This window comes from Microvirga sp. 2MCAF35 (assembly GCF_052115545.1).
Taxonomy (GTDB): Bacteria; Pseudomonadota; Alphaproteobacteria; order Rhizobiales; family Beijerinckiaceae; genus Microvirga.
This window is the reverse complement of sequence record NZ_JBFRGW010000010.1, coordinates 20,782-42,760: the sequence shown is the minus strand read 5'-3', so window position 1 is coordinate 42,760 and position 21,979 is coordinate 20,782. Positions and strand designations below refer to the sequence as shown.

The 21,979-nt window shown below is 62.8% G+C and carries 21 protein-coding genes and 2 tRNA genes; 9 read left to right on the top strand and 14 right to left on the bottom strand.

The features are described 5' to 3' along the window. Positions 1 to 46 precede the first annotated feature (46 nt). On the top strand, positions 47 to 1,216 hold the full coding sequence (locus tag AB4097_RS07460) for a M20 aminoacylase family protein (RefSeq protein WP_442038030.1): 1,170 nt from the start codon (positions 47 to 49) through the stop codon (positions 1,214 to 1,216). A gap of 3 nt (positions 1,217 to 1,219) precedes the next feature. Here AB4097_RS07460 and AB4097_RS07455 read toward each other — a convergent pair whose 3' ends face one another. Beyond that, positions 1,220 to 3,649: a helicase-related protein gene (locus AB4097_RS07455; protein ID WP_442038028.1), complete on the bottom strand. Its 2,430-nt coding sequence runs from the start codon at positions 3,647 to 3,649 to the stop codon at positions 1,220 to 1,222. Between the two features lie 296 nt (positions 3,650 to 3,945). Next, entirely contained in the window at positions 3,946 to 5,979 is a 2,034-nt protein-coding gene (locus AB4097_RS07450) for a prolyl oligopeptidase family serine peptidase (RefSeq protein WP_442038026.1), read from the bottom strand. A gap of 144 nt (positions 5,980 to 6,123) precedes the next feature. Here AB4097_RS07450 and AB4097_RS07445 point away from each other — a divergent pair, with 144 nt between their 5' ends. After that, positions 6,124 to 6,498, top strand: coding sequence for a hypothetical protein (locus tag AB4097_RS07445; RefSeq protein WP_442038024.1), 375 nt, complete (start codon positions 6,124 to 6,126; stop codon positions 6,496 to 6,498). 5 nt (positions 6,499 to 6,503) lie between these two features. Here the strand turns inward: AB4097_RS07445 and AB4097_RS07440 are convergent, their stop codons facing one another. Continuing rightward, positions 6,504 to 9,650 carry an efflux RND transporter permease subunit gene (locus AB4097_RS07440; protein ID WP_442038154.1) on the bottom strand — a complete coding sequence of 1,049 codons (3,147 nt, stop codon included), beginning with the start codon at positions 9,648 to 9,650 and terminating at the stop codon, positions 6,504 to 6,506. Next, on the bottom strand, positions 9,650 to 10,858 hold the full coding sequence (locus AB4097_RS07435; protein ID WP_442038022.1) for an efflux RND transporter periplasmic adaptor subunit: 1,209 nt from the start codon (positions 10,856 to 10,858) through the stop codon (positions 9,650 to 9,652). Before AB4097_RS07435 ends, AB4097_RS07440 begins: the two co-directional genes overlap by 1 nt. A 432-nt stretch (positions 10,859 to 11,290) precedes the next feature. On the opposite strand from AB4097_RS07435, the gene AB4097_RS07430 reads away from it, so the two are divergent. Together AB4097_RS07430 and AB4097_RS07425 are read left to right on the top strand one after the other, a co-directional pair. Then, complete coding sequence (locus AB4097_RS07430) at positions 11,291 to 11,488, top strand: hypothetical protein (protein WP_442038020.1); 198 nt, start codon at positions 11,291 to 11,293, stop codon at positions 11,486 to 11,488. Positions 11,489 to 11,582: 94 nt separating this feature from the next. Then, positions 11,583 to 12,560 carry a phasin family protein gene (locus tag AB4097_RS07425; RefSeq protein ID WP_442038018.1) on the top strand — a complete coding sequence of 326 codons (978 nt, stop codon included), beginning with the start codon at positions 11,583 to 11,585 and terminating at the stop codon, positions 12,558 to 12,560. Positions 12,561 to 12,626: 66 nt separating this feature from the next. Here AB4097_RS07425 and AB4097_RS07420 read toward each other — a convergent pair whose 3' ends face one another. Then, positions 12,627 to 12,821 carry a hypothetical protein gene (locus tag AB4097_RS07420; RefSeq protein WP_442038016.1) on the bottom strand — a complete coding sequence of 65 codons (195 nt, stop codon included), beginning with the start codon at positions 12,819 to 12,821 and terminating at the stop codon, positions 12,627 to 12,629. Between AB4097_RS07420 and AB4097_RS07415 the strand changes: the two genes are divergently transcribed. Together AB4097_RS07415 and AB4097_RS07410 are read left to right on the top strand one after the other, a co-directional pair. Continuing rightward, on the top strand, positions 12,820 to 13,059 hold the full coding sequence (locus AB4097_RS07415; protein WP_442038014.1) for a hypothetical protein: 240 nt from the start codon (positions 12,820 to 12,822) through the stop codon (positions 13,057 to 13,059). The two genes, AB4097_RS07420 and AB4097_RS07415, sit on opposite strands and share 2 nt — an antisense overlap. Positions 13,060 to 13,077: 18 nt before the next feature. Then, on the top strand, positions 13,078 to 13,353 hold the full coding sequence (locus AB4097_RS07410; RefSeq protein WP_442038012.1) for a hypothetical protein: 276 nt from the start codon (positions 13,078 to 13,080) through the stop codon (positions 13,351 to 13,353). Positions 13,354 to 13,557: 204 nt separating this feature from the next. Here AB4097_RS07410 and AB4097_RS07405 read toward each other — a convergent pair whose 3' ends face one another. Beyond that, entirely contained in the window at positions 13,558 to 13,875 is a 318-nt protein-coding gene (locus AB4097_RS07405; RefSeq protein ID WP_442038010.1) for a c-type cytochrome, read from the bottom strand. After that, positions 13,872 to 14,279 (bottom strand): hypothetical protein, encoded by a 408-nt coding sequence (locus AB4097_RS07400; protein WP_442038008.1) that lies wholly within the window; start codon positions 14,277 to 14,279, stop codon positions 13,872 to 13,874. Before AB4097_RS07400 ends, AB4097_RS07405 begins: the two co-directional genes overlap by 4 nt. A 337-nt stretch (positions 14,280 to 14,616) precedes the next feature. Between AB4097_RS07400 and AB4097_RS07395 the strand changes: the two genes are divergently transcribed. After that, complete coding sequence (locus tag AB4097_RS07395; protein WP_442038006.1) at positions 14,617 to 16,491, top strand: PHA/PHB synthase family protein; 1,875 nt, start codon at positions 14,617 to 14,619, stop codon at positions 16,489 to 16,491. A 90-nt stretch (positions 16,492 to 16,581) separates the two neighbouring features. Here the strand turns inward: AB4097_RS07395 and AB4097_RS07390 are convergent. The 3 genes from AB4097_RS07390 to AB4097_RS07380 all read right to left on the bottom strand — a co-directional run bounded on the left by AB4097_RS07390 (position 16,582) and on the right by AB4097_RS07380 (position 17,099). Then, positions 16,582 to 16,658 (bottom strand) — tRNA-Arg (locus AB4097_RS07390). Between the two features lie 21 nt (positions 16,659 to 16,679). Next, a complete protein-coding gene (locus AB4097_RS07385) occupies positions 16,680 to 16,985 on the bottom strand; it encodes an ETC complex I subunit (protein WP_442038004.1) in 306 nt (101 codons plus the stop codon). Positions 16,986 to 17,022: 37 nt separating this feature from the next. Beyond that, a tRNA-Pro gene (locus AB4097_RS07380) sits at positions 17,023 to 17,099 on the bottom strand. Between the two features lie 424 nt (positions 17,100 to 17,523). On the opposite strand from AB4097_RS07380, the gene AB4097_RS07375 reads away from it, so the two are divergent. After that, on the top strand, positions 17,524 to 17,784 hold the full coding sequence (locus tag AB4097_RS07375; RefSeq protein ID WP_442038002.1) for a PilZ domain-containing protein: 261 nt from the start codon (positions 17,524 to 17,526) through the stop codon (positions 17,782 to 17,784). 30 nt (positions 17,785 to 17,814) lie between these two features. Here AB4097_RS07375 and AB4097_RS07370 read toward each other — a convergent pair whose 3' ends face one another. The 3 genes from AB4097_RS07370 to AB4097_RS07360 form a co-directional block, all read right to left on the bottom strand. Then, positions 17,815 to 18,282, bottom strand: coding sequence for a DUF192 domain-containing protein (locus AB4097_RS07370; RefSeq protein WP_442038000.1), 468 nt, complete (start codon positions 18,280 to 18,282; stop codon positions 17,815 to 17,817). Further along, positions 18,282 to 18,902 (bottom strand): cold-shock protein, encoded by a 621-nt coding sequence (locus AB4097_RS07365; RefSeq protein ID WP_442037998.1) that lies wholly within the window; start codon positions 18,900 to 18,902, stop codon positions 18,282 to 18,284. Before AB4097_RS07365 ends, AB4097_RS07370 begins: the two co-directional genes overlap by 1 nt. Before the next feature lie 127 nt (positions 18,903 to 19,029). Then, positions 19,030 to 19,785: an SIR2 family NAD-dependent protein deacylase gene (locus tag AB4097_RS07360; RefSeq protein WP_442037996.1), complete on the bottom strand. Its 756-nt coding sequence runs from the start codon at positions 19,783 to 19,785 to the stop codon at positions 19,030 to 19,032. 59 nt (positions 19,786 to 19,844) lie between these two features. Between AB4097_RS07360 and AB4097_RS07355 the strand changes: the two genes are divergently transcribed. Then, entirely contained in the window at positions 19,845 to 20,801 is a 957-nt protein-coding gene (locus AB4097_RS07355) for a DUF1624 domain-containing protein (RefSeq protein WP_442037994.1), read from the top strand. A 137-nt stretch (positions 20,802 to 20,938) separates the two neighbouring features. On the opposite strand, the gene speB is transcribed toward AB4097_RS07355, so the two are convergent. Further along, complete coding sequence (gene speB, locus AB4097_RS07350) at positions 20,939 to 21,979, bottom strand: agmatinase (RefSeq protein ID WP_442037992.1); 1,041 nt, start codon at positions 21,977 to 21,979, stop codon at positions 20,939 to 20,941.

Genomic DNA, 21,979 nt, shown 5'->3' with positions numbered 1-21,979 from the left:
CGCGCTATCGAGCACACTTTACCGACCAGATCAGGATGCCAGCACGATGCCTCTTCCGGACCTTATCCAGGCGGACCTACCATTCCTGCGCAGTCTCCGCCAAGACCTGCATGCCCATCCGGAGCTGGGCTTCGAGGAGGAGCGCACGAGCGGGATCGTCGCCTCGCTTCTGTCAGAAGCCGGCATGAGCGTGCATCGGGGATTGGGGAAGACGGGCGTCGTCGGCACCCTTCAAGTCGGTAACGGCACGCGGACCATCGGCCTTCGCGCCGACATGGACGCGCTCGCCATGCCCGAGCAGGCGGAGCGTCCCTACAAGTCCAAATTCGCCGGGAAGATGCATGCCTGCGGTCATGACGGCCATACGACCCTGCTGCTCGGGGCAGCCCGTCACCTGGCACGCACCCGCAATTTTTCAGGCACGGTGCATTTCATCTTCCAGCCGGCGGAGGAAGGTCGCGGGGGCGCGAAGAAGATGGTCGAGGACGGACTTTTCGACCTCTTTCCCTGCGATGCTGTCTACGGCCTCCACAACATGCCGGGCCTTGCCATCGACGAGATGGCCGTCACAGTCGGGCCGCAGCTTGCTTCGTCCGATACATGGTTCGTGACGTTCAAGGGTGTCGGCACCCACGGGGCCAAGCCGCATCTCGGCAAGGACCCGATCACGGCGAGCGGACATTTCCTCTCCGCCCTACAAACGATCGTGGGACGGGTCGTCAATCCGTTGCAGCCTGCCGTCGTGAGCGCCTGCTCGGTCCAGGCCGGCGATCCGCGGGCCCTCAACGTCATTCCCGACGTCGTGGAGATCGGCGGAACGGCACGGGCCTATTCCGCGCAGGTGCGCGACCAGCTCGAAGCGGAGATCGAGCGGCTGGCGCGGGGCGTCGCGGCGATGTTCGGAATCGAGGTCACATACGAGTTCCGCCGCCGCATTCCGCCGGTCGTCAATCACGTGGATGCAACGGCGCGCGCGCTCAAGGCGGCACAGGCCGTGTGCGGCTCCAAGGTGGTGACGAATTTCGAGCCCTCGACGGCCGGCGACGATTTCGCCTTCTTCGGAGAGGCCGCGCCCGGCGCCTATGTCTGGCTCGGGAACGGCCCTGCCGTCGATGGAGCGCTGCACCACAACACCGCATACGACTTCAACGACGACGCGCTTCCGACCGGAATTGCTTTCTGGGTTGCGCTCGTGGAGCAGGAGCTTTCGATCTGAGCCCTACCGCCTTCTCACGCGAGAGGGCTCCGCGTCAGTGACATCTGTTTCAGCCCAGCCGCGTCGGCTCTTGCGCTGTTTATGCGGCTTCTTGCCCCTGTCGCGCCGGGCCTTCTCGTCCGGCTTGCGCCGGTGGGATACGGAGGTCGCAACAAGCTTCTCTTCGATCTTCGCATTGAGGCTTGCACGCAGGTCGACCACTGCCTCCACGTCCTCGAAGACAGCCGGATAGCGCTGGGCCAGCCAGAGCCAGCTGGTCGCGATCTTCACCCGCGCCTCGAGCTTCAGAAGATCCGTATTCAAGCCGAAATCCGGAGCCTGGACCCGCCCGTCGCGCGCATGCTGACGCGCCCAGTCGAGAAGCAGTTCGACGGCCAGCTGCTCACGCCCATCGACCGGCGCCATGGCGTAGGACAGGCGGTCGAGGATCGGCATGTCCACCGTGTCGAGGAGCGTCGCCAGTTCGATCATCTCGTCCATGTCGGCCATGCGCAGATCCGGATGACCGGCGACGAGCGTGTCGTACAGGTGGCGCAGCACCCGGCCGAGGCGGTCCGTCTGCAGCACCTCGCTCGCCGACAGCACCGTCTCCTGGTTCGGACGGACGTAAGCCTTGCCCCGCAGTTTCGCGGCATCGCCGTTCAATGCATTGCGAACGATGGTCTCGATCTGCGCGTATGCGCCTGCATCCGGCAATGCGGTCACGAGCCCTTCGTCATGGTGGCCGAAACGCCCTGCCCGGCCGGCGATCTGCTTGATCTCCATCGCTGACAGCTGACGCTCGCGCACGCCATCGAACTTGCGCAGGGTCGAAAACACAACCCTCTTGAGCGGCCCGATATTCAAACCCATGCCGATGGCATCGGTCGCCACGAGAATTTCCGCCTCGCCGTTGCGGAATCGCGCGGCCTCCGCCCGGCGGACTTCAGGTCCGAGCGCCCCGTACACGGTCGCCACGGTACGCCCCGCAGCAACGAGGCGCGTGCGCAGGTCGTGCACGGCGCGGCGGGTGAAGGCCACGACTGCGTCGCCGCGCGTGAGCCTGTTGAGATTGGCCGGGACACCTTCTACGCGCAGCTTGCCCTTGCGCTTGAGGATCTTCACCTCCAGCGGCTCGCCGGTCATGGCGAGGAGATGCTCAACGAGGGGAATCGCCTCCGGCGCGCCGGTCAGCACCACGAGCCTCGCAGGCGCCCCGATCATGGCCTGGGTCCAGGCCCAGCCGCGGCTCGGATCGCCCAGCATCTGAACCTCGTCGATCACGCAGACATCAACGACCCGGTGCAGATCCAGCGTCTCGATCGTCCGGGCGATATGGGTCGTGCCTTCCGGCAAAACCCGCTCCTCGCCCGTGATCATGCCGGCCGCGAAACCCTCCCCGCTCAGGCGTTCATAATGCTCGAGCGCGAGGAGCCGCAGCGGCGACAGTATCTCGGCGGTTTCAGCCTCACCGGCCAGCCTGAGTGCCTCATGGGTCTTGCCGGAATTGGTCGGGCCGGCGAGGAAGAGGAAGCGGCGATTGAGAGAACGGGCGACAGGGAAGATGGCTGCATAGCGCTCGTAGCCCGAAGCTTCGCGGATTTGCGCTTCGCGCAGGTGCCGGAGCCTTCTGGCGGCCGCCTTGGAGCGGTAATCGTCGAGCTTCTGGCGCAGTCTGCGCCCCACCCCGGCCGGCCCACCCTTGTCCGAAGCCTGGATGCGGTCGAGCTTCTCGATGGCCGCCTGGATGCCGCCGAGGATCGCCTGACGCTCGCCGGCGTCTACGTAGGCGTCGAGATAGGTCTCGAGCTCGTCGCGCCAGCTCGCCAGCTCCTGCTCGCAGGCCTCGAAGACCGCGTCCCTCAGCGCGATGATCCTGGCTTCGAGAGCATCCGACGCCGCCGCAAGCTCGGCACGCTCCACGCGCGCCGGCGCAAGCACCACTGCCGCCACCTCCAGAGGCTCGGCAAAAGCATACTCGATGACGATATCGATGGGTGCCGTGTCCGGCAGGATCTGCATCGGCTTGCTGAACACGGCCCGGTAGCCCGCAAAGACACGCTCCGGCTTCCATGGGCCGCGTTCGACCCTGCGGATATCCTCGGCGATATAAAGGCCCGTGTTCCGCCGAACTGGCGCAAGGATGCTCTGCCGACGCCGATGAGCGGCATCGTCCACAGGCTGCTGGTCGCCGCCGCTTCGGGAGGTGCGAGAGCTGCTCTTCAATGTCTCGCCGCCCTGTTCCCGCCATGCCGGGACCTCTCCGGCCAGCTGCGCGATCACCTCTGGATCGAACATGGGAGCCTCGAAGGTGCGCCCACGCTTCTGGAACGTCCGGCGCTCGGCCACGGGAAGGAGACCGGCCTCGATCCAGCGCTCGCACTCGGCCTCGCTGGCCAGGAGGATGCCCGGCAGATGGTTGAGGCTGACAAGGTTCTTTGACTTCTTGGGCATTCACGTTTCCGCATGGCGAAGCGCGCCTGTCGCCGCTCCGGCCTCGTTCATGGGTGCGCCCGCCGCTTCGACACGAGCCAGAAATCAACTCACGGAAGGCACAGATGTTTTCGGGGATTGCTCTCAGGGATGTCGATCGATCCGTCAAGGCCGGGTCGAGACAGGAAGGATCAGCCTTAAAGCCTTGATCCGCTAAACCTTTCCTTCTCTGCCATATGATGATGGCAGAGTGCAATATCAAGGGAGCGACGGCTACAAACGGTCGTCGCCTGTAACAAGTTATCCCCCGAGAAAGCTTAGCTGCGGAGAGTTTTCCTGAGAAAGGAAAGTCCCAGGGCCGAGAGAAAGGCAGCCTGCTCCTTGTTGGCAGCCCCGTGTCCGCCGTCATCGGGCTCGTAGAAGAAGACTGGCTGGTTCATGGCCTCTAGCTTGGCTGCCATCTTGCGCGCGTGACCCGGATGGACCCGGTCATCCCGCCGTGAGGTGACGAGCAGGACGGGCGGATAGGACTGTCCTTCTTCGAGATTCTGGTAGGCCGAAAAGCCAGCCATATAGGCCCAATCCTCCGGCCGATCCGGATCGCCATATTCCGCCACCCAGCTGGGTCCCGCCAGGAGCCGTGTGTAGCGGCGCATGTCGAGGAGCGGAACCGTGCACCAGATGGCGCCGAAAAGCTCCGGATAGCGGGTGAGCATGTTGCCGACGAGCAGGCCCCCGTTCGATCCGCCATAGGCCGCCAGCTGTTTATCCGTGGTGATGCCGCGCTTCGCCAGATCCTGGGCGATTGCCGCGAAGTCGTCATGGGACAGGCGCTTGCCTTCCCGCATGCCGGCCTTGTGCCACGCGGCCCCGAACTCGCCGCCGCCGCGAATATTGGCGACGACCCAGACATTGCCGCGTTCCAGCCACGTCTTGCCGATGCCGCCGAGATAGCCCGGTGTTAGGGACACCGAGAAACCGCCATAGCCGTAAAGCACCGTCGGGCGCGGGCCTTGCCGATCCTTCGGGCCGATCTGGTAATAGGGAATGCGCTCTCCGTCGACCGAAACCGCTTCGTGGCGGGTGACCTCCAGGCCGGACGCATCGAAAGCCGCAGGCGCTTCCTTGAGCACCTCGACCTGTTTGTCTTCGGTGACGAGCGCCAGTTTCGTCGGCTCGATGAAGCTTGAGATGGAGAGCAGGAATTCATCCGTGCGTTCGAGCTGCCCTGCATCGAGCGCCATGGCATGCACCGACGCGGCATCCGGCAGCCCTTGCAGGCGCTCCAGATGCCAGGGCGCGCCCGGCGTGCCGAGCCAGATCTGGCTCGCGAGATTGTCCAGTACGGTGAGAACCAGCCGGGACTTCGTCCACCAGAAGCCGGAGAGAACGCGCCGGGGGCCTGGTTCGAACAGCATCTCGAAGCTTCGGTCTCCCGCCATGAAGCGGGAGAAGCTGATCGCGAGCAGCGCATCGGCCGGATAGGTGCGCTCCGGCAGAGCCCAATCGCTCTTCAGCTTCACGACCAGCCAGTCCTTCTCCACATCGAAGCTGGCATCGAGGGGGAGATCGATGAGCAGGGTATCGCCCTGCTCCTGCGCGAGATAGCTGATACCTTCCTCGAACGTGATCTGCCGCCGGTAGAAGACCCGCTCGTAGCCCGGCTCCAGATCGACCGAGGCCGAGATGTAGATATCGTTGAACTCGCCCTGGAAGAGCACCGGCGCCTGCTGGAAATTCGAGCCGCGCTGCCAAAGCCGGACGGTGCGCGGATAGCCGGAGGCGGTCGCCGCATTCTCGCCGAGTGTCGTGGAAACCAGGAGCTGATCCCTGTCGAGCCATGTGGCGCCGCCCTTGGCCTCCGGAAGGGCAAAGCCGTCCTCTACGAACCGCTTCTCGACAAGATCGAACTCCCGCAGCTCGACGGCATCGGCGCCGCCTCGCGACAGGCTGATCAAACCGTAGCGCTGCTCCGGCTGGAGCGTGCCGCATCCCTTCCAGACCCAGTCTTCGCCCTCGGCGCGCGCCAAGGCATCGATGTCGAGGATCGTCTCCCAGGACGGTTCCGCCTTGCGGTAATCGTCCATCGAGGTGCGCCGCCACAGGCCGCGCACGTGGCCGGCATCCTGCCAGAAATTGTAGAGTTGGCCACGCCTTCTGGTGATGAAAGGGATGTTGTCCGGCCGGGTCGAAATCTCGTAGAGCGCCTGCTTGTCGGCATCGAAAGCCGCATCGCACAGGGCAGCCCTCGTGATCTCATTATGCGCCCGCACCCAGGCGAGCGCCTCCTCGCCTTCCACGTCCTCGAGCCAGAGATAGGGATCGGGGCGTTCCTGCATCGGTTCGGCCATGGTCGTGCGTTCCATTCAGGTTAGTGGTATCGGGGCGAGAATCGGCTGGAAGGATTATTGGTCACTCCGAGCCATGAGCAACATCACTGCTCAGAACCGGATCGATCACCATCCGTTGACGATAGAGAATTCAAAGGGGCCTCCATGGATCCATTCGTATCCGCACTCGAAGAACTCGCTGAAGCCCTGATGGCCGGAGAAGACGCCGAACAGGCCTTGCCGGATATCGCCGGCGAGCACGACCTTCCAATCCAGGCCCTGCGCAACCGTGCCCTTCGGGCGTTCGGGCCGCTCGAGACCTACAAGCAGCGTCAGGCCGAGCTGAAGAAGGAGCGGGAGCAGACCGCGAGACGCCGCGACCCGGTTTTCGCAGGAGCGTCCTTCCTGGCGGCCATTGCGAGCCTCAACCCGCGGCTCTCACTGGAGGAAAGACAGGCCGAGATCCAGCGTCTGGCGGCGGAGTACGATGTCGATCCCGCCGCTCATAAGGAGGCCATCGAGAGGCTGCGCAAGCGCTGAGCGGATCAAACCTCCCGCGCCGGCGCAGGTTCAGGCACGACGGGCGCGCCCGCCTTGTCCGCCGGCTTCCGCTCCCGTGTCACCAGGCGAAAGAACAGCGGCACGAAGAGAATCGCCAGGAAGGTGGCGGCGAGCATGCCGCCGATGACGCCGGTGCCGACCGAGTGACGGCTTGCGGAACCCGCACCCGTCGAGATCGCAAGCGGCACGACGCCCAGGATGAAGGCGAGAGAAGTCATCACAATGGGCCGGAACCGCAGGCGGGCCGCATCCAGCGCCGCCTCGTAGACGCTTTCCCCTGCCTGGTATCGCTCGGCCGCGAACTCGACGATCAGGATCGCGTTCTTGGCGGCCAATCCTATAAGGGTCACGAGCCCGACCTGAAAATAGATGTCGTTCTCGATCCCGCGGAGCCAGATCGCCACGATGGCGCCGAAGACCGCGAAGGGCACGGCCGTGATGACCGCAAACGGCAATGACCACCGTTCGTATTGCGCGGCGAGGATCAGGAACACCATCATGAGGCCCAGGAGAAACCCTTGAGACCCGGTCCCGGCCGATTGCAGTTCCTGATAGGCGGATCCCGTCCAGCCAATGGAATAGTCGGAGGACAGGTTTTGGGAGACGATCTGCTCGATCGCGGCGATTGCCTGACCGGACGAATATCCCGGAGCCGGATTGCCCTGGATCTTGGCCGCGGGAAACACATTGAACCGGTCTACCACGTCCGGACCGACGATGCGAGTGGTGGACAGGAGGACGTTGAGTGGGACCATGTTGCCCTTGTCGGAGCGGACGAACACGTGCTGCAGATCGTTCGGGCTCATGCGGAACTGGGGCTCTGAGGACAGGCTCACCCGATAGGTCCGCCCGAACAGGCCGAAATCGTTCACGTAAAGGCTGCCGAACGTACTTTGCATCGTGTCGAAAATGGCCGAGATCGGTACGCCGAGAGCCTTCGCTTTGTCGCGATCGACGTCGATCCGGTACTGCGGGACGTTCGTGTTGAACGTCGTGGAGACGCCTGAGAGTTCGGGGCGCTCTCTCGCGGCCTGAACCACCTGCTGGGCTGCCTGGGAGAGACTTTCGAGAGAACCGCCCGAGCGGTCCTGCAGGAAGAACTCGAAGCCGCCCGTGGTGCTCATGCCGGTGATCGGCGGCGGATTGAACCCGAAGACCACGCCGTCACGGAAATTGACGTTCAGACCCGCGAAAGCCGGTGCGAGATTGCGCGCGTCGAGGCGCGGGTCGGTTCGCTCCGACCAGTCCTTGAGGGTCACGAAGGACACGCCGGAATTGGTTTTCTGCGCTCCCGACAGGAGATCGAACCCGGCAATCGTCACCACATCGGCGACAGCGGGATTGTTCTTGAGTTCCTCACTCACCTTCGCGGTGATGTCGAGAGTGCGGTCGAGAGAGGCTGCGGGTGGAAGGGCTGTGACCACGAAGACGTTGCCCAGATCCTCCGCCGGCACGAGGCCGCCCGGCACACGCTCGAACAGCCACCAGGTCGCACCGAGCATTCCGGCGATCAGAACGAGAGCGATCAAGGCGTGCCGCAGGAAGAAGGCCGTGCCGGACGTGAAGGTCCGCATCACCCAATCGAAGCCCCGATTGAAGATGCGGAACGGCAGCCATGGCTCCTGGTGCCCCTCCTTGAGGAGAAGCGCGCACAGGGCCGGCGTCAAGGTGAGCGCCACGATCCCGGAAATCACCACAGATACCGCAATGGTCACGGCGAACTGCCGGTAGAGCTCGCCGGCCAGCCCTCCCAGGAACGACACGGGGATGAACACTGCGCAGAGCACGAGCACCACGGCAATCACCGGTCCGCTCACCTCCTGCATGGCCTGGATGGCCGCCTCCCGTGGCGGCTTGCGCTCGGTCGACATGATGCGCTCGACATTTTCGAGCACGATGATGGCATCGTCGACCACGATACCGATGGCGAGGATGAGGCCGAAGAGCGTGAGGAGATTGACCGAAAAGCCGAGCGCATACATGCCGGCGAAAGTGCCGATGATCGAGACCGGAACAGCAAGCAGCGGGATCAGGGTTGCGCGCCAGTTCTGCAGGAACAGAAAGACCACGATCACGACCAGCACGATGGCTTCGGCGAAGGTCCTGACCACCTCGTCGATGGAAACCTGAATGAACTTCGTCGTGTTGTAGGGAACGTCGTAGCGCAAGCCGTCGGGAAAGCGCTGGGCGAGCCGCTTCATCGTCGCATCAACGGCGGCCGAAACGCTGAGGGCATTGGCGCCGGGCTGAAGATAGATCCCGATCGGCACCGTCGGCGCCCCGTTGAGGGTCGATACCGTGGAATAGTTCAACGAGCCGAGCTCGACCCGTGCGACGTCCTTGAGCCGCAGCGCGCCACCATTCTCGTCCGAGCGCAGGACGATCTGCTCGAACTCGCGGGGATCGGCGAAGCGACCCTGGGTCGTGACCGAATAGGTGAAGGCCTGCCGCCACGGTGTCGGCTCTTCCGCAAAGCGCCCGGCCGCGAATTGCGCATTCTGATCGCGGATGGCGGCGGCAACGTCGCCGGGCGTGAGATTGTACTGCGCGACTTTGTCGGGCCGCAGCCAGATGCGCATGGAATAATCCGACGCGCCGAAGAGTGATGCATCACCAACGCCTGGCGTGCGGCGAAGCTCGTCGATGATGTTGATGAGCGCATAGTTGGAGATGTAGATCGTATCGTAACGCCGGTCAGGCGATGACATGGCGATGATCTGGAGGATCGAGGAGGACCGCTTGGTCACCGTCACGCCCTGCCGCCGCACCTCTTCGGGCAGGACGGCGGTTGCGCGCTGGACGCGGTTATTGACGTTGATGGTCGCCTGGTCGGCATCCGTTCCGGTCTGGAAGTAGACCGACAGGCTCATGGTTCCCGATCCGGTCGAGGTCGATTGCATGTAGATCATGTCCTCGACCCCGTTGACCTGCTGCTCCAAGGGAGCCGCGACGGTCTCGGCGATGGTCTCCGCACTCGCGCCCGGATAATTGGCCGCAACGACGACCTGGGGAGGCACGATCTCCGGATATTGCGCCACCGGCAGAACCCGCATGGCGATCAGGCCGATGAGCACGATGGCGACCGAGAGAACCGAAGCGAAGATCGGACGGTCGATGAAGAACTTCGAGATCATGGCCGGCTCCCGCCGGAAGCCTGGCCGCCCGGGGAGGCTGTCGTCTGCGCGGCTTTCGGATCCATCTCCACGGGCCTGACAGGCTGGCCCGGCCTGACGCGGATCACACCATCGACGATCACCCGTTCACCGCCTTTCAGGCCATCCTGCACGACCCAGCCCGTCGCAAGTTCGGGACCCAAGCGGATCGGGCGAGCCTGGGCGATATTGTTCTCGCCGACGACGTAGACTGCCGGCCCCTGCGGCCCTTGGCTGACTGCCTGCTGTGGAACGACGATGGCGTCGGGCAAGGTGATGCCAATGAGACGTATCCGGACGAACTGGCCAGGCAGCAACAGGCCGTCAGGGTTCGGAAAGACCGCCCGTGCCTGAATCGTTCCGGTCTGGAGATCGACCCGCTGGGCCGCTGTGTCGATCCTGCCTGTCTGCGGATATTTGCCCTGTTGGGCGAATTGAAGTTCGACCGTCAGATCCTTCTCGGAAATCGGCTTCTCCCGCTTTTCGTTCAGGGCGCGAAAGGCCCTGCCCTCCTCGTCGGTGAAGGAGAAGATCACGTAGGCCGGATCGATCTGAGAGATGGTTGTCAGAAGCGTCTGCTGCGCCTGGATGAGCGCGCCGACCGGCGGCGATTCCAGTGCAGTGACGCCGGTTCCCGGCGCCGTGATGGTGGTGTAACTCAGATTCAGCTTGGCGTTCTGGACCTCGGCTTCCCCGAGTTGGACCCCGGCCCGAGCCTGGTCGCGCTGGGAGCGGGCGTCTTCGAGCTGGGCCTCCGTCGAAACGCCTCGACGGACGAGCTGCTCGATCCGATTGAAGTTGTCCTCCGCCTGACGGACGGCCGCTTGTGCCTGCTGCAGCTGGGCCTCGGCCCTGCTCTGGGCCAGCTCGTAAGGCGCCGGATCGATCCGGAAGAGCACCTGATCCTGTGTGACACGAGCTCCCTCGTCGAACTCACGTTTGAGCAGCAGCCCGCCCACCCGAGCGCGGACTTCGATGTCACGAAAACCTGAGACGCGGCCGGCATATTCCACCGGGTACGGGACTTCCGCGGGCTGGACGGCCATGATGCCGACCTGGGGGATCGGCAGCGTTGCGGAGGCCGTCTGCGGCGCCGGGGCATTTCGCGGCGTGCCACTCATGAAAAAATAGCCTGCCATTGCTAGAGCGGCGCCGGCCATGACGACCAGGAGAATTCGCTTGACCACCCGACCCTCCGGATTCATTCAGGCTGGCGCATCGTTTCGAGCGGAAAATCGGCTCCACTTTTCGCTGACGCGGCCGTCTCGGTCCGCACGATTCGCTAGGAGACCTTGAGGGACTGACCTACATCGACGTTCATGGGGCGAGCGGCCGCCGGCAGATCTCCACCCTAAGGCATGAACATCTCGGCTATGCGCGGGTTCCGCCGCGACCGCAAAGGCCGAGAATTCCGTACCAACCTCAAGCCTGCGGCATTTTAACTTGTGTTAACAATTTCTTTCCTTGTGTCGGCTTCCTGACAGACGAACAGGCACGCTTCGGTATCATTCCGCCAAAATACAGAATGAACAGATCGCAGGGGGCACCAACATGGCCATCCGCACGCTGTCCGCTTCTTTCGAGAATGCCGCAGGCTGCGTCGGACCATGGAGTGCTTGATGAAGACCAAGAAAAGAAAACTCACTTCCTCCGAGAACCGTCGGACCGCCAAGCTTGAGCGCGAACTCAAGGCCATCGAAGCTCAAATTGCACTTTTGGAAAAAGATACGCGTCTGGATCTCGCCGTGCAGGACCATTTTGTCCTGTGGAGACGGCCGAACCTCTTTGCTCCCTGGCCGTTAGGCGTTCAGCACTAGGCGATTTCCATCGCCCTTCCGCCCCTGGACGACCGCGCTCGCGCAGGACTGCATTTCATCTGATATTTGCAAGTGGATCATCACCATGAGAAAAATGGCCCAAACGCCTCCGGATAAGGCGCGAGACCTCTTCGAAAAGCTTCTCGCCACCTCAGACAACGCCGTGAAATCCCGTGAGCGTCTGTTCGCTGACCTCCAGGAGGAGCTGCGGCTCCTGGCGACCCTGCAGGAGCAGCATCTCCTTCCGGTCCTTCGGCGGCACGGAATGGACGACCTCGTGCGGCAGGCCCTCGACGACAACGAGGAAACCAACACGCTTCTGACGGACTTGGAGCGCATGCCGAAGAACACCGGCGAGTTTCTCTCCAAGGTGGCCGAACTGAGAAGGGTCTTCCAGCAGCACATTCGCGACGACAGAAAGGAACTTCTCCCGGCCGTGCTCAAGGTCTTGAGCGACGACGAAGCGGAAGCGGTCGCCCAGAAGGTGGAGGATGAAGTGGCAGCGGTCGACGAAACAAAGCAGTTCGAGGCGCGCCGTGCGCGCGACCAGATCGAAACGGTTCAGCGGATGTCCGATGACCTCGCCGAAACCGTGAAGACCGGGACTGAGAACGCTCAGAGCATCGCTCATGCCATGCAGCAGGCCATACAGGCCAGCTTCGGGCTGTTTTCCGAGCTGGCTCGCCGCTCGACGGGCCAAGCCATGCAGATGTACGCCCGCCCCAATGGAGAGGCTCGTGCATTCGGCGAGCAGAGCCCGGGCAATCTCAAGACCGTGGCACAAGCGAACACCACCTTGGCAAGGGGCGTGCAGGACGTCTCCCGCGAATGGTTCGCGCTATGTCAGAAGCGCATGCAGACGAATATCGATGGCCTGAACGCCCTCGCCCGCTGCCGAACCATGAACGATTTCGTTGCTGTTCAAGGCTCGCTGATCCGCGATAATCTGGAGCAGACCATGGAGAACAGCCGGCGCATGGCCGAGCTCACGATGCAGCTGGCGGACGATGCCGCACGAAATGCGACGGCCGAGGTGAAACAGTTCTCGGGGCGAGTCGACCGAGCCGCTTGAAGCATCGGGATGAAACTGCGCCCCGGCTTACGCCCGGGGCGTCTTCAGGGATGCTTCGCGACACTGTCAATGTTTCACGGAGCGGTTCAGGGCGTTCGTCCATCGGTGCGGCCAGAAGGCCAGGATCGCGACGACGAACGTGAGGAGGAGCACAGCCACCATGACCTGCGCCACTCCGAAGATCGGCGCATCCTTGGCGACGAACCAACCGGTGACGACGCCTGCCGCAATCATCAAAATCCGTACGATCCATCCGATCATGAGTGCCTCCGAGGCAACATACCGTGACAACTATCTGCGGACTGACTGCCAAACCATCAATGACCACGTCAGCCGTCCCGTCGATTTGATTGGGATCAATGCTCGCGACGTCGATGTCTCACATGGTCAATTCGAAGAGCGATCTGCGCGACGGGCACGTAATGTCACGCTGCCCTATCCCTACCAAAGTCGTGGATTTAACTTAAGTGCACAGCCGGAAAAAGCTAAGCTTGAATGAATACCGTTGGAGGAAGCTATGGACTCGGATGCCGAGCATTTCCAGAAGGTATCGCATAGGCAAGACTTCTACTCTCCTGATATTCTCCCTCATCTTCAAACGGTGCTTGCCGATTTGGCGGACATCGATTTCGCCTATGAGAAAAGCCTCGATTGCATCCGACAGAGCGAGGCGGATGAAGATCGCAAAAGCGAGATGATCGTCGGTCTCTGGCGCCTGCATCGTGAGCGGCGAGCCCCGTACATTCAGGAACTCATGGTTCTGCGCTCCCGGATGGAGGAGACATTCGCCTGAGAAATCACCGCAAATATTTCTATCGGATGTGCTCGAAGGCTTAGGGCGTGCCGGATTGGCTGGATTGGCTAGAGCATCGTGGGGACCCAGAGGGCTGCGTCAGCGAAAAGTGGACCCGATTTTCCGCGCCCAACGATGCGCTCTTCAAGGAGTGGAGCATCGGATGGATCCCAAAAGTGCAACTCCACTTTTGGGGCCGACGCTTCAGCCCTGGATCGAGTTCAGGTATGCGATGAGGTCGTTGATCTGAGCGGGATCGAGCTGGAACTGTGGCATGGAGGGATGTCCTGTCGTGATGCCCTCCGCGAAGGCCTCTGCCAGATCCTCGATCTGATATCGGGTATGCAGCGTCCGGAAGGGCGGCGCCTCGGGAATGGGGCTGTCGCCCACCCGTCCGATAGCGTGACATTGGGAACAGTTGGTCTGCGCGAAAGTCTGACCGCGCTGGATGCGGCCGGCCTGAGCCATGACGCTCGTCGATCCCAGGGCGAGTCCGATCCCGCAGATGGCAAGGAATTTCATAACCGGCGTCCTTCCGCTGGCGACGGCTCGGCATTCCGGACCGAAACGATTTCGAAGGTATACGGCTTCTCGTCCTCATCCTGGATGGTGACGTACTCGCCCTCAGTAAAACGATGCTGGTTGAGGTGGTAGCCTGCCTCCTCGTCGCCGGCCCGCCCCTGGTTGTAGTCTATCATCCAGGTTGCGCCACCAGCGCCTCCCGCCCGGTGAATGAGAACGCCCTGTCGCTCGCCCTCGTCGCCCCAAAAGCGGCGGACGCGGCAAAGGGATCTCTTGCGCGCCCACTCCTCCTGATCGAGGTGGCCGCCATCATCGAGCGGCGCGGTCAGCTCGTAGCCATAGCGCGGATTGCCTTCGGGAAATTGCTTGCTGCGGGCGAGATGAAGGGTGATGTGGTAGAGCAACTGTCCCTCCCGACATGGAACGCCCCTCTCAGGGGACGGCCTTTGAGGCAAAGCTTAGGACTGCATCATCCCGCTGCCTTGATTCACGTCAAATTGCGGCATCAGCAGGACCGTGGCGAGCTGTTCAGTATGTCTCATGGACCTCTCGTGGGTTAACTCCGAAGTCGAATGTCATTGGAGGTCCGTACAAAGGGAGGCTCGACTTACCTTGCTGCCTCGACGATGATGTGAACGATGTGGAACCGAGCGATTGATCCACCGCAAGGAACAGACCAGAGCGGCGATCATGATGTGACGGTTGACGCCGCTATCAAGGCGAGAAGTCCCGGAGTGTGAAATGCCGGCTCGTACATCCTCCAAATCCAGCGATCGCCAGATCTCCAGTTCCCAACCAGCCACGCTGCCAGTGCTGGCACCCGGTACCAACGCGGCGAGCGCTTCAACCTGCGCGCCGCCCCCCTCCCTTGAATCGTGGGACGATGCCGAACTCCATCACCTCCGGGACGCGCTCGATCACACCGCCCATGCCGGTCTCGCGCATCTGACTGCCGGCCTCTCACCGGCGGCCATTGTGGATGCGTTCATGGACTGGGGCGTCCATCTCGCAATCTCTCCGGGCAAGCAGGTCGAGCTTGCTGCGAAAGCCGCAAGGAAATGGGCCCGGCTGACGCAGTTCGCCTCTCGGTGGGCGATCAATGACGGCAACACCGAGCCGTGCATTCAGCCCCTTCCTCAAGACCGCCGCTTTGCCGAGGAGGAGTGGGCGCACTGGCCGTACAATCTTATCCAACAGAGCTTCCTGCTGCAGCAGCAATGGTGGGACAACGCCACGACCGATGTGGATGGGGTCACCAAGCAGCATCAGGCGGTGGTCGAGTTCGTCATGCGCCAGATTCTGGACATGGTGTCGCCCTCGAACTCCATCGCGACCAATCCGGTGGTGCAGCAGCGCATCCTCGATACGGGCGGGCAGAACCTGCTTCACGGCCTGCATAATTTTGTCGACGACTGGGAAAGGATCATCCGCTCCAAGCCCCCGGTCGGCACAGAATCCTTCCGGCCGGGACGCCAAGTGGCCGTCACGCCCGGAGAAGTGATCTACCGCAACACGCTCATCGAACTGATCCAATACAACCCGACCACGGAGAAAGTCCGGCCGGAACCGCTCCTGATCGTGCCGGCCTGGATCATGAAGTACTACATCCTGGATCTTTCGCCCGAGAACTCCCTGGTCCGCTATCTGACGGACCAGGGTTTCACGGTCTTCATCATCTCCTGGAAGAATCCGACCGCAGAGGATCGGGATCTCGGTCTCGACGATTATCGAGAGCTTGGGGTGATGGCGGCGCTCGATGCGATCAATGCCGTCGTGCCCCATCGCAGGATCCATGGGGTCGGCTATTGTCTCGGCGGTACGCTTCTCTCCATCGCGGCGGCCGCCATGGCACGCGACGGCGACAGGCGTCTCGCAACCCTGTCCCTGCTCGCCGCGCAGGCCGACTTCCGTGAAGCCGGAGAGCTTACGCTCTTCATCAACGAGAGCCAGCTCCACTTTCTCGAGGACTTGATGCGTAGCCAGGGCTATCTCGACACCCGGCAGATGGCCGGCGCCTTCCAGCTTCTGCGCTCCAACGACCTGATCTGGTCCCGGCTCGTCAGGCACTACCTGCTGGGCGAGCGGACGCCTCTCAACGATATGATGTCCTGGAACGCCGATGCGACGCGCATGCCCTATCGCATGCATGCGGACTACCTGCGGCAGCTCTTCCTCAACAACGACCTGGCCGAAGGACGCTTCCTCGTCGACGAGCGCCCCATTGCGATCCGCGACATCCGTATACCGATCTTCGCGGTCGGCACCGAGCGCGATCACGTCGCGCCATGGCGTTCGGCGTTCAAGATCCATCTCCTGGCCGATACCGACGTGACCTTCCTCCTCACGACCGGGGGGCACAATGCCGGAATCGTGGCCGATCCGAAGAGGACAGATGCCAGTTTCCAGGTGCTGACGCGATCCGCCTCGGGGCACTACCTGGATCCTGATACCTGGATAAAAATCGCGCCTCGTTTCGAGGGGTCATGGTGGCCGGAATGGGCGCGCTGGCTCGCCTCCCATTCCGGCAAGCCCATAATCCCGCCGACAATGGGCGCTCCGGTCCAAGGCTACCCGGTTCTCTGCCAGGCGCCCGGAACCTACGTGCTCCAGGCCTGAGCCATCCCCGATGGTTCAGGTCTGCCCGCGCCCGACAAGGGAGTCAGGCCGACACCATGTCTCCGGGCTGCTTCTCGGCGGACGAGGGAATGGCGACTCCGGTAGGGCTCGAACCTACGACCTGCCGCTTAGAAGGCGGCTGCTCTATCCAGCTGAGCTACGGAGCCATCCGACCGGCAGCCTTGACCTCAATGGGTCCAGGGCCCGACGCGGTTGAACTTGAAATTGTCGGAATAGGAAATCGTCCGCCGCTTGATCTCCTTCGGCTCCTCGACCCGGTAGGCAATGCCCTCACGCTCGGCGTAGGCCATCGCCTCTTCCTTGGTGTCGAACCAGAGGCGCAACTGCTGGCGGGTATCGCCCGAGCTCGTCCAGCCCATCAAGGGCTCGATCTCACGGGGCTTGTCCTGCTCGAAAACGAGAAGCCACTGCTTGGTCCGGGCCATCCCGGACTGCGTTGCGGACTTGGCGGGCTTATAGATCCGTGCAGGCATTGGTTTTGGACTCTCTCCAAGACTCATCCGGTGAAGATGGTCGGGGCGGCAGGATTTGAACCCGCGACCCTCTGCTCCCAAAGCAGATGCGCTACCAGACTGCGCTACACCCCGTTATCCTCAACAGCTTGGTTTCTCTATCGATTTGAGAACCGATACGCAAGGGCGAGGTTCCTCCCTCGGAGAACAAAGGAAAAGACCCGTCGTTCGGGCCAAGGCTTACGAGAGCACTCCAGTCGATCCGGCAGAGCGAGACGAGAGCCGGCACTCATCCCGAAAGCCCTATTCTTCCGAGGTGTCCCATACCTCCCATGATTCGCGGCGAGGTTCTTCCCTGCCTCGGTGACTAAGCCATAATCCCAATCCCGGTCCAGGTTTGCCCCTACGGATCGTACCTGAGCGCCACCCGTCCGGAGGCGCTTCTTTTTTTGCACACGGCCGCCTCGTCCGCGCCGAACCCCGCAGGGCTGCTCAAGACCATGTTCACACCAGCTTCCTCGTCTAAAAGGGATTTTCCCTCGAAGGCAGGACCGCAAGCATGAGCCATCGGATACCGGAGCGTCGATCGTGTCAGCGCTACCCTGCCTGCATGGAAGGCTGGATCGCCGGCGGGACGACCGGCGAGCCGATCGAATGCATGGTCTGGGATCTGTCGGAAGCCGGCGTGCGCCTGGTCGTCACCCCGCCCGCGGACGTTCCCCTGGAATTCGAGCTTCGGATTCCCTCGGAGGGCGCGAAGGCGAATGTCCGGCTGATCTGGACGACCGGCATTCACTATGGGGCAAGGTTTACGGATTGAGGAGCCCTCGCCGGAGGCCTCCACATCGGCCTATCGCTTGAAGATCGGGTGCTCCACCCGGTCGCCGGGTTTGATCCCGAGCTTGGCTGCCGTACCGGCATTCAGCTCCAGCACGGAAAGCACGGGCTCCCCTGAGGAAATGGTCCGCGTCGAGAGCGGCTCGGTATTGGCTGCAATTCGGGCAATCGTCCCATCGGCGCGGACGAACAGCATGTCGAGGGGCAGATAGGTGTTCTGCATCCACATGGCGACGGGCTCGGTACGGCCGAAATCGAACAGCATGCCCTGATCGGCCGGCATGGACCGGCGGAACATCAGGCCCTGGGCCCGGTCCGCATCGTTGCGGGCCACTTCGACCTTGAAGGTCTGCCGCTGCCCGCCCTGTGTGGCAATGGAGAGATTCTCGAACGCCTGCGCGTAGGCCGCGCCGGCGATCAGGACGAGAAGACCGAGGGCCGATAACGCAGGCCGGATACGCGACAGCACGGGCAAGCTCATCAATGGGAGTGCGGCAGGGCCATGTCGGCCAGACGAACTTCGGCGGCCATGAGACCCTTGGAACCATCTCCGAAGCGGACGAAGACACGCTCGCCGGGCTTCAGCTCTGCAATGCCGTAGCGGCGCAGGGTTTCCATATGCACGAAGATGTCCGGTTTGCCTTCCCCCTGGGTCAGGAAGCCGAAGCCACGCAAGCGGTTGAACCACTTCACGACCGCAGGCTCCAGTCCGCTGGTCGGCACCACCTGGACATGGGTCCGGGGCAGCGGAAGCTCGGACGGATGCAGGGCGGTGGATTCGTCCAGCGAGAGAATGCGGAAGGCCTGGAGTCCCCTGGGGCGCTGAACCGCCTCGACGACGATCCGAGCCCCTTCATTGGCCGCCTGATAGCCGTCCCGGCGCAGGCAGGTCACATGAAGCAGGACATCGGGCATGCCGTTGTCGGGAACGATGAAGCCGAAGCCTTTGGCGACATCGAACCACTTGATACGGCCGCTGACCTGGACGAGCTCGAGAGCACCCTCTTCCGAGGCTGGCTGAGCGACCTCCCGGTGGCCCTGATCTAAAGAGGAATTCTCCTCGCGGAGATTGAAAGAATTGGAGCCGTAATCGCCAGTCATGAAAATACCCAAACTCGAATCATGAACCCGATTCTTAATAAGAGGATAACATCGTCCTGAATCAGGGGAAGCCAGAAACGCGCATCGGAGGGCGATGAAATTTTCGGCAACCTCCATGTTCTTGAAGTTACGACACAAATACTGAGAAGACCGATCCGATCTCCCCATGGATCACGAGATCGGCGGCCTCATCGAGGGGTGTCGGCTCCCGATTGACGATCACGAGCCGCGCCCCGTTCTCCTTGGCGAAGGCCGGAAAAGCCGCCGCCGGATAGACGACCAGGGAGGAGCCTGCGACCAGGAAGAGGTCGCATGACGCCGCCAAGCGCTGGGCCTGGCGCATTGGTCCTTCGGGCATGGTCTGTCCGAAGGAAATGGTCGCCGACTTGAGAATCCCCCCGCAGATCCGGCAGCCGGGCGGTTCGCCATCCGCATCGATACACCGCCTCACCCAGTCGAGCTCATGGCGGCGGCCGCAGGACAGGCACTTGGCATAGGTGCCATTGCCATGCAGCTCGATGACCTGATCCTCGCCAAGGCCCGAGGCCTGATGGAGCCCGTCGATGTTCTGGGTTATGACGGCGGGCATCCGACCGCTCGCCACAAGGGATGCGAAACCAAGATGCCCCATGCTCGGTCGCGCACCCCGATAGAGATCGTCCATGGCGAATTTCCGCCGCCATGCCTCCAGGCGCGCCTCGGCACTTCGCAGGAAAAGATCGAAGGAGATCGGCTTGTGGCGCATCCAGGGACTGTCCGGGGACCGGAAATCGGGAATGCCGCTCTCCGTCGAAATGCCCGCCCCCGTGAATCCGGCAACGATCCGGGCATCTTGAATCAAGTCCTGTAATGTGGCGATTGATTCAGCAAGGCTCTCGGTCATGTCACTCACATAAGGCCGACAGGCTGTGAGGGAATGCCGTTACCCATGAGACAGTACACTTGACCGCCACCTTGCCCCAAGCCCGCACCGCCTCCCAGCGCTGGGATGCCGTCGATGTCGCCCGTGGGCTCGCGATAGCCGCGATGATCCTCTATCATTTCAGCTGGGACCTGAGCTTCCTGCAGCTGATCGGAACCAACATTCTCCAGGTCCCGGCGTGGCGCTGGTTCGCGCGCGGGATTGCCGGCTCGTTTCTGATGCTCGCGGGCTTCGGCCTTGCCCTCGCCCACGCCCGGGGCTTTCGGCGGATCCCTTTTCTGAAACGCCTCATAAGGGTTGGCGGGGCGGCTTTGGCCGTGACCCTGGCAACCTACTTTGCTTTCCCTGAAAGCTATATCTTCTTCGGCATTCTGCACTGCATCGCCGTCTCGAGCGTGCTGGCTCTGCCCTTCCTGCGACGGCCCCCGGCCCTCACAGTTTGCGCCGCCGCGTTCTTCCTGCTCGGCCCATGGTTTTTCACGAGCCCGGCTCTCGACGCGCCTTGGCTCGATTGGCTCGGCCTTGGGGCCGCCGATCCGGTCACGAACGATTATGTGCCGATCTTTCCATGGTTCGGCCTCGTTCTGATCGGCGTTGCGGCCGGAAAATGGCTGCTGGCCCGGCAGAAGATGCTCGCCCTCGCGCGCTGGCGCGCCGGCAATCCGGTTTTCAGGATCCTCATTTGGGGCGGGCGCAAGAGCCTGCCGATCTACCTGACGCACCAGATCGTCTTGCTCGGGATTCTTTTCGGCGTCGCACAGATCGTGGGTCCAGCGCCGACGGCGGCCTGTCGGCAGATCTGCCTGATGCAGAACGGCGACCCGGCCCTGTGCCCATCGGTCTGCTCCTGCATTCTGCAGCAGGTCCCGGAGCGCGGCCTCTGGCAAAGGCTTCTCGCCAACAAGGCAGCCGAGGAAGAGAACACGCGGGTCTCCCGGGCGGCGCAGCAATGCATGCGCCAGCGTCCGCCTTCTTAGAGGCGTCCTCCCGCATGTCATGACCGGGCCTGCCCCGGCCATCTCGCTTCTGTGAGGCGCTGTGTTTTTCCAGTCGAGATCACCGGCACAAGGCCGGTGATGACGTGGTGAGTGGTTGGTTGGCCGAAAGGTGAGGGCTAGACCACGTTCAGCCGCGCCTCCGTCGAGACGCGCTCCGCCCTCGCCTCCGCCAGCAGGCAGAGGAGTTCGAATGCGATGGACGCTCCGACCAGGGCGGTACCGCCGGACTGATCAAGCGGCGGGGACACTTCGACCATGTCGGCGCCGATCAGGTTCAGGTGCCGGAAGCCGCGAACGAGCTGCAGTGCCTCACGGCTCGTGAAGCCGCCGATCTCAGGTGTTCCGGTGCCCGGTGCGAAGGCGGGATCGATGGAATCGATGTCGAAGGTGAAATAGGCCGGGTCCATCCCGACGATCCGGCGAGCCTCGGCGATCGCATAAGGAATGCCCTTCTCCACCACCTCTTCCATGTCGATGATGCGAATGCCCTGGTCGAGGGCCCATTCACGCTCGTCGGCGGCATACATGTGCCCCCGGATCCCGATCTGCACCGTGCGCTTGGGATCGAGCACGCCGTCCTCGATGGCCCGACGGAACGGCGTGCCATGGGTGAGCTTCTGGCCGCCGAAATAGGTGTCGCCCGTATCGCTGTGCGCATCCACATGGATCATGCCCACGGGGCCGCTCTTCGCGGCGAGCGCACGCAAGATCGGATAGGACACGATGTGATCGCCGCCGATGGAGAGAGGCGTCACGCCGCCCTGATGGAGATAGGAGATTTCGGCCTCGATGCGGCGGAGCGTGTCCTGCACGTCGATGGGATTGACCGGAACATCGCCCACATCAGCACAGGCGCAGAGTTCGTAAGGCGCAACCAGGGTTCCGTAATTGACCAGGCGCATGAGCGACGACGCCTCGCGCACCTGCCGCGGCCCAAGGCGGGTTCCGGGACGGTTGGTGGTGGCTCCGTCGAACGGTATGCCGAGAATGGCGATGTCGATCTCGCCGGGACCCTGGGTGGGCGCAAGATAGGGCAGCCGCATGAAGGTCGAGATGCCGGCGAAACGGGGAACCACCATGCCGGACAACGGCTGGTAAGCCTCCAGGCTCTGCTCGCGACCGGCAGGCTCGTTTATCTTCTTAAGGTTCTGTGCCAT

Excerpts from the sequence above, each read along its gene's own strand:
- speB (WP_442037992.1), bottom strand. The coding sequence starts at position 21,979 with ATGGCACAGAACCTTAAGAAGATAAACGAGCCTGCCGGTCGCGAGCAG.
- AB4097_RS07425 (WP_442038018.1), top strand. The coding sequence starts at position 11,583 with ATGGCCCAAACGCCTCCGGATAAGGCGCGAGACCTCTTCGAAAAGCTT.
- AB4097_RS07405 (WP_442038010.1), bottom strand. The coding sequence starts at position 13,875 with ATGAAATTCCTTGCCATCTGCGGGATCGGACTCGCCCTGGGATCGACG.
- AB4097_RS07455 (WP_442038028.1), bottom strand. The coding sequence starts at position 3,649 with ATGCCCAAGAAGTCAAAGAACCTTGTCAGCCTCAACCATCTGCCGGGC.
- AB4097_RS07410 (WP_442038012.1), top strand. The coding sequence starts at position 13,078 with ATGGACTCGGATGCCGAGCATTTCCAGAAGGTATCGCATAGGCAAGAC.
- AB4097_RS07460 (WP_442038030.1), top strand. The coding sequence starts at position 47 with ATGCCTCTTCCGGACCTTATCCAGGCGGACCTACCATTCCTGCGCAGT.
- AB4097_RS07375 (WP_442038002.1), top strand. The coding sequence starts at position 17,524 with ATGAGCCATCGGATACCGGAGCGTCGATCGTGTCAGCGCTACCCTGCC.
- AB4097_RS07415 (WP_442038014.1), top strand. The coding sequence starts at position 12,820 with ATGAGTGCCTCCGAGGCAACATACCGTGACAACTATCTGCGGACTGAC.
- AB4097_RS07430 (WP_442038020.1), top strand. The coding sequence starts at position 11,291 with ATGAAGACCAAGAAAAGAAAACTCACTTCCTCCGAGAACCGTCGGACC.
- AB4097_RS07395 (WP_442038006.1), top strand. The coding sequence starts at position 14,617 with ATGCCGGCTCGTACATCCTCCAAATCCAGCGATCGCCAGATCTCCAGT.
- AB4097_RS07360 (WP_442037996.1), bottom strand. The coding sequence starts at position 19,785 with ATGACCGAGAGCCTTGCTGAATCAATCGCCACATTACAGGACTTGATT.
- AB4097_RS07445 (WP_442038024.1), top strand. The coding sequence starts at position 6,124 with ATGGATCCATTCGTATCCGCACTCGAAGAACTCGCTGAAGCCCTGATG.
- AB4097_RS07450 (WP_442038026.1), bottom strand. The coding sequence starts at position 5,979 with ATGGCCGAACCGATGCAGGAACGCCCCGATCCCTATCTCTGGCTCGAG.
- AB4097_RS07385 (WP_442038004.1), bottom strand. The coding sequence starts at position 16,985 with ATGCCTGCACGGATCTATAAGCCCGCCAAGTCCGCAACGCAGTCCGGG.
- AB4097_RS07420 (WP_442038016.1), bottom strand. The coding sequence starts at position 12,821 with ATGATCGGATGGATCGTACGGATTTTGATGATTGCGGCAGGCGTCGTC.
- AB4097_RS07365 (WP_442037998.1), bottom strand. The coding sequence starts at position 18,902 with ATGACTGGCGATTACGGCTCCAATTCTTTCAATCTCCGCGAGGAGAAT.
- AB4097_RS07370 (WP_442038000.1), bottom strand. The coding sequence starts at position 18,282 with ATGAGCTTGCCCGTGCTGTCGCGTATCCGGCCTGCGTTATCGGCCCTC.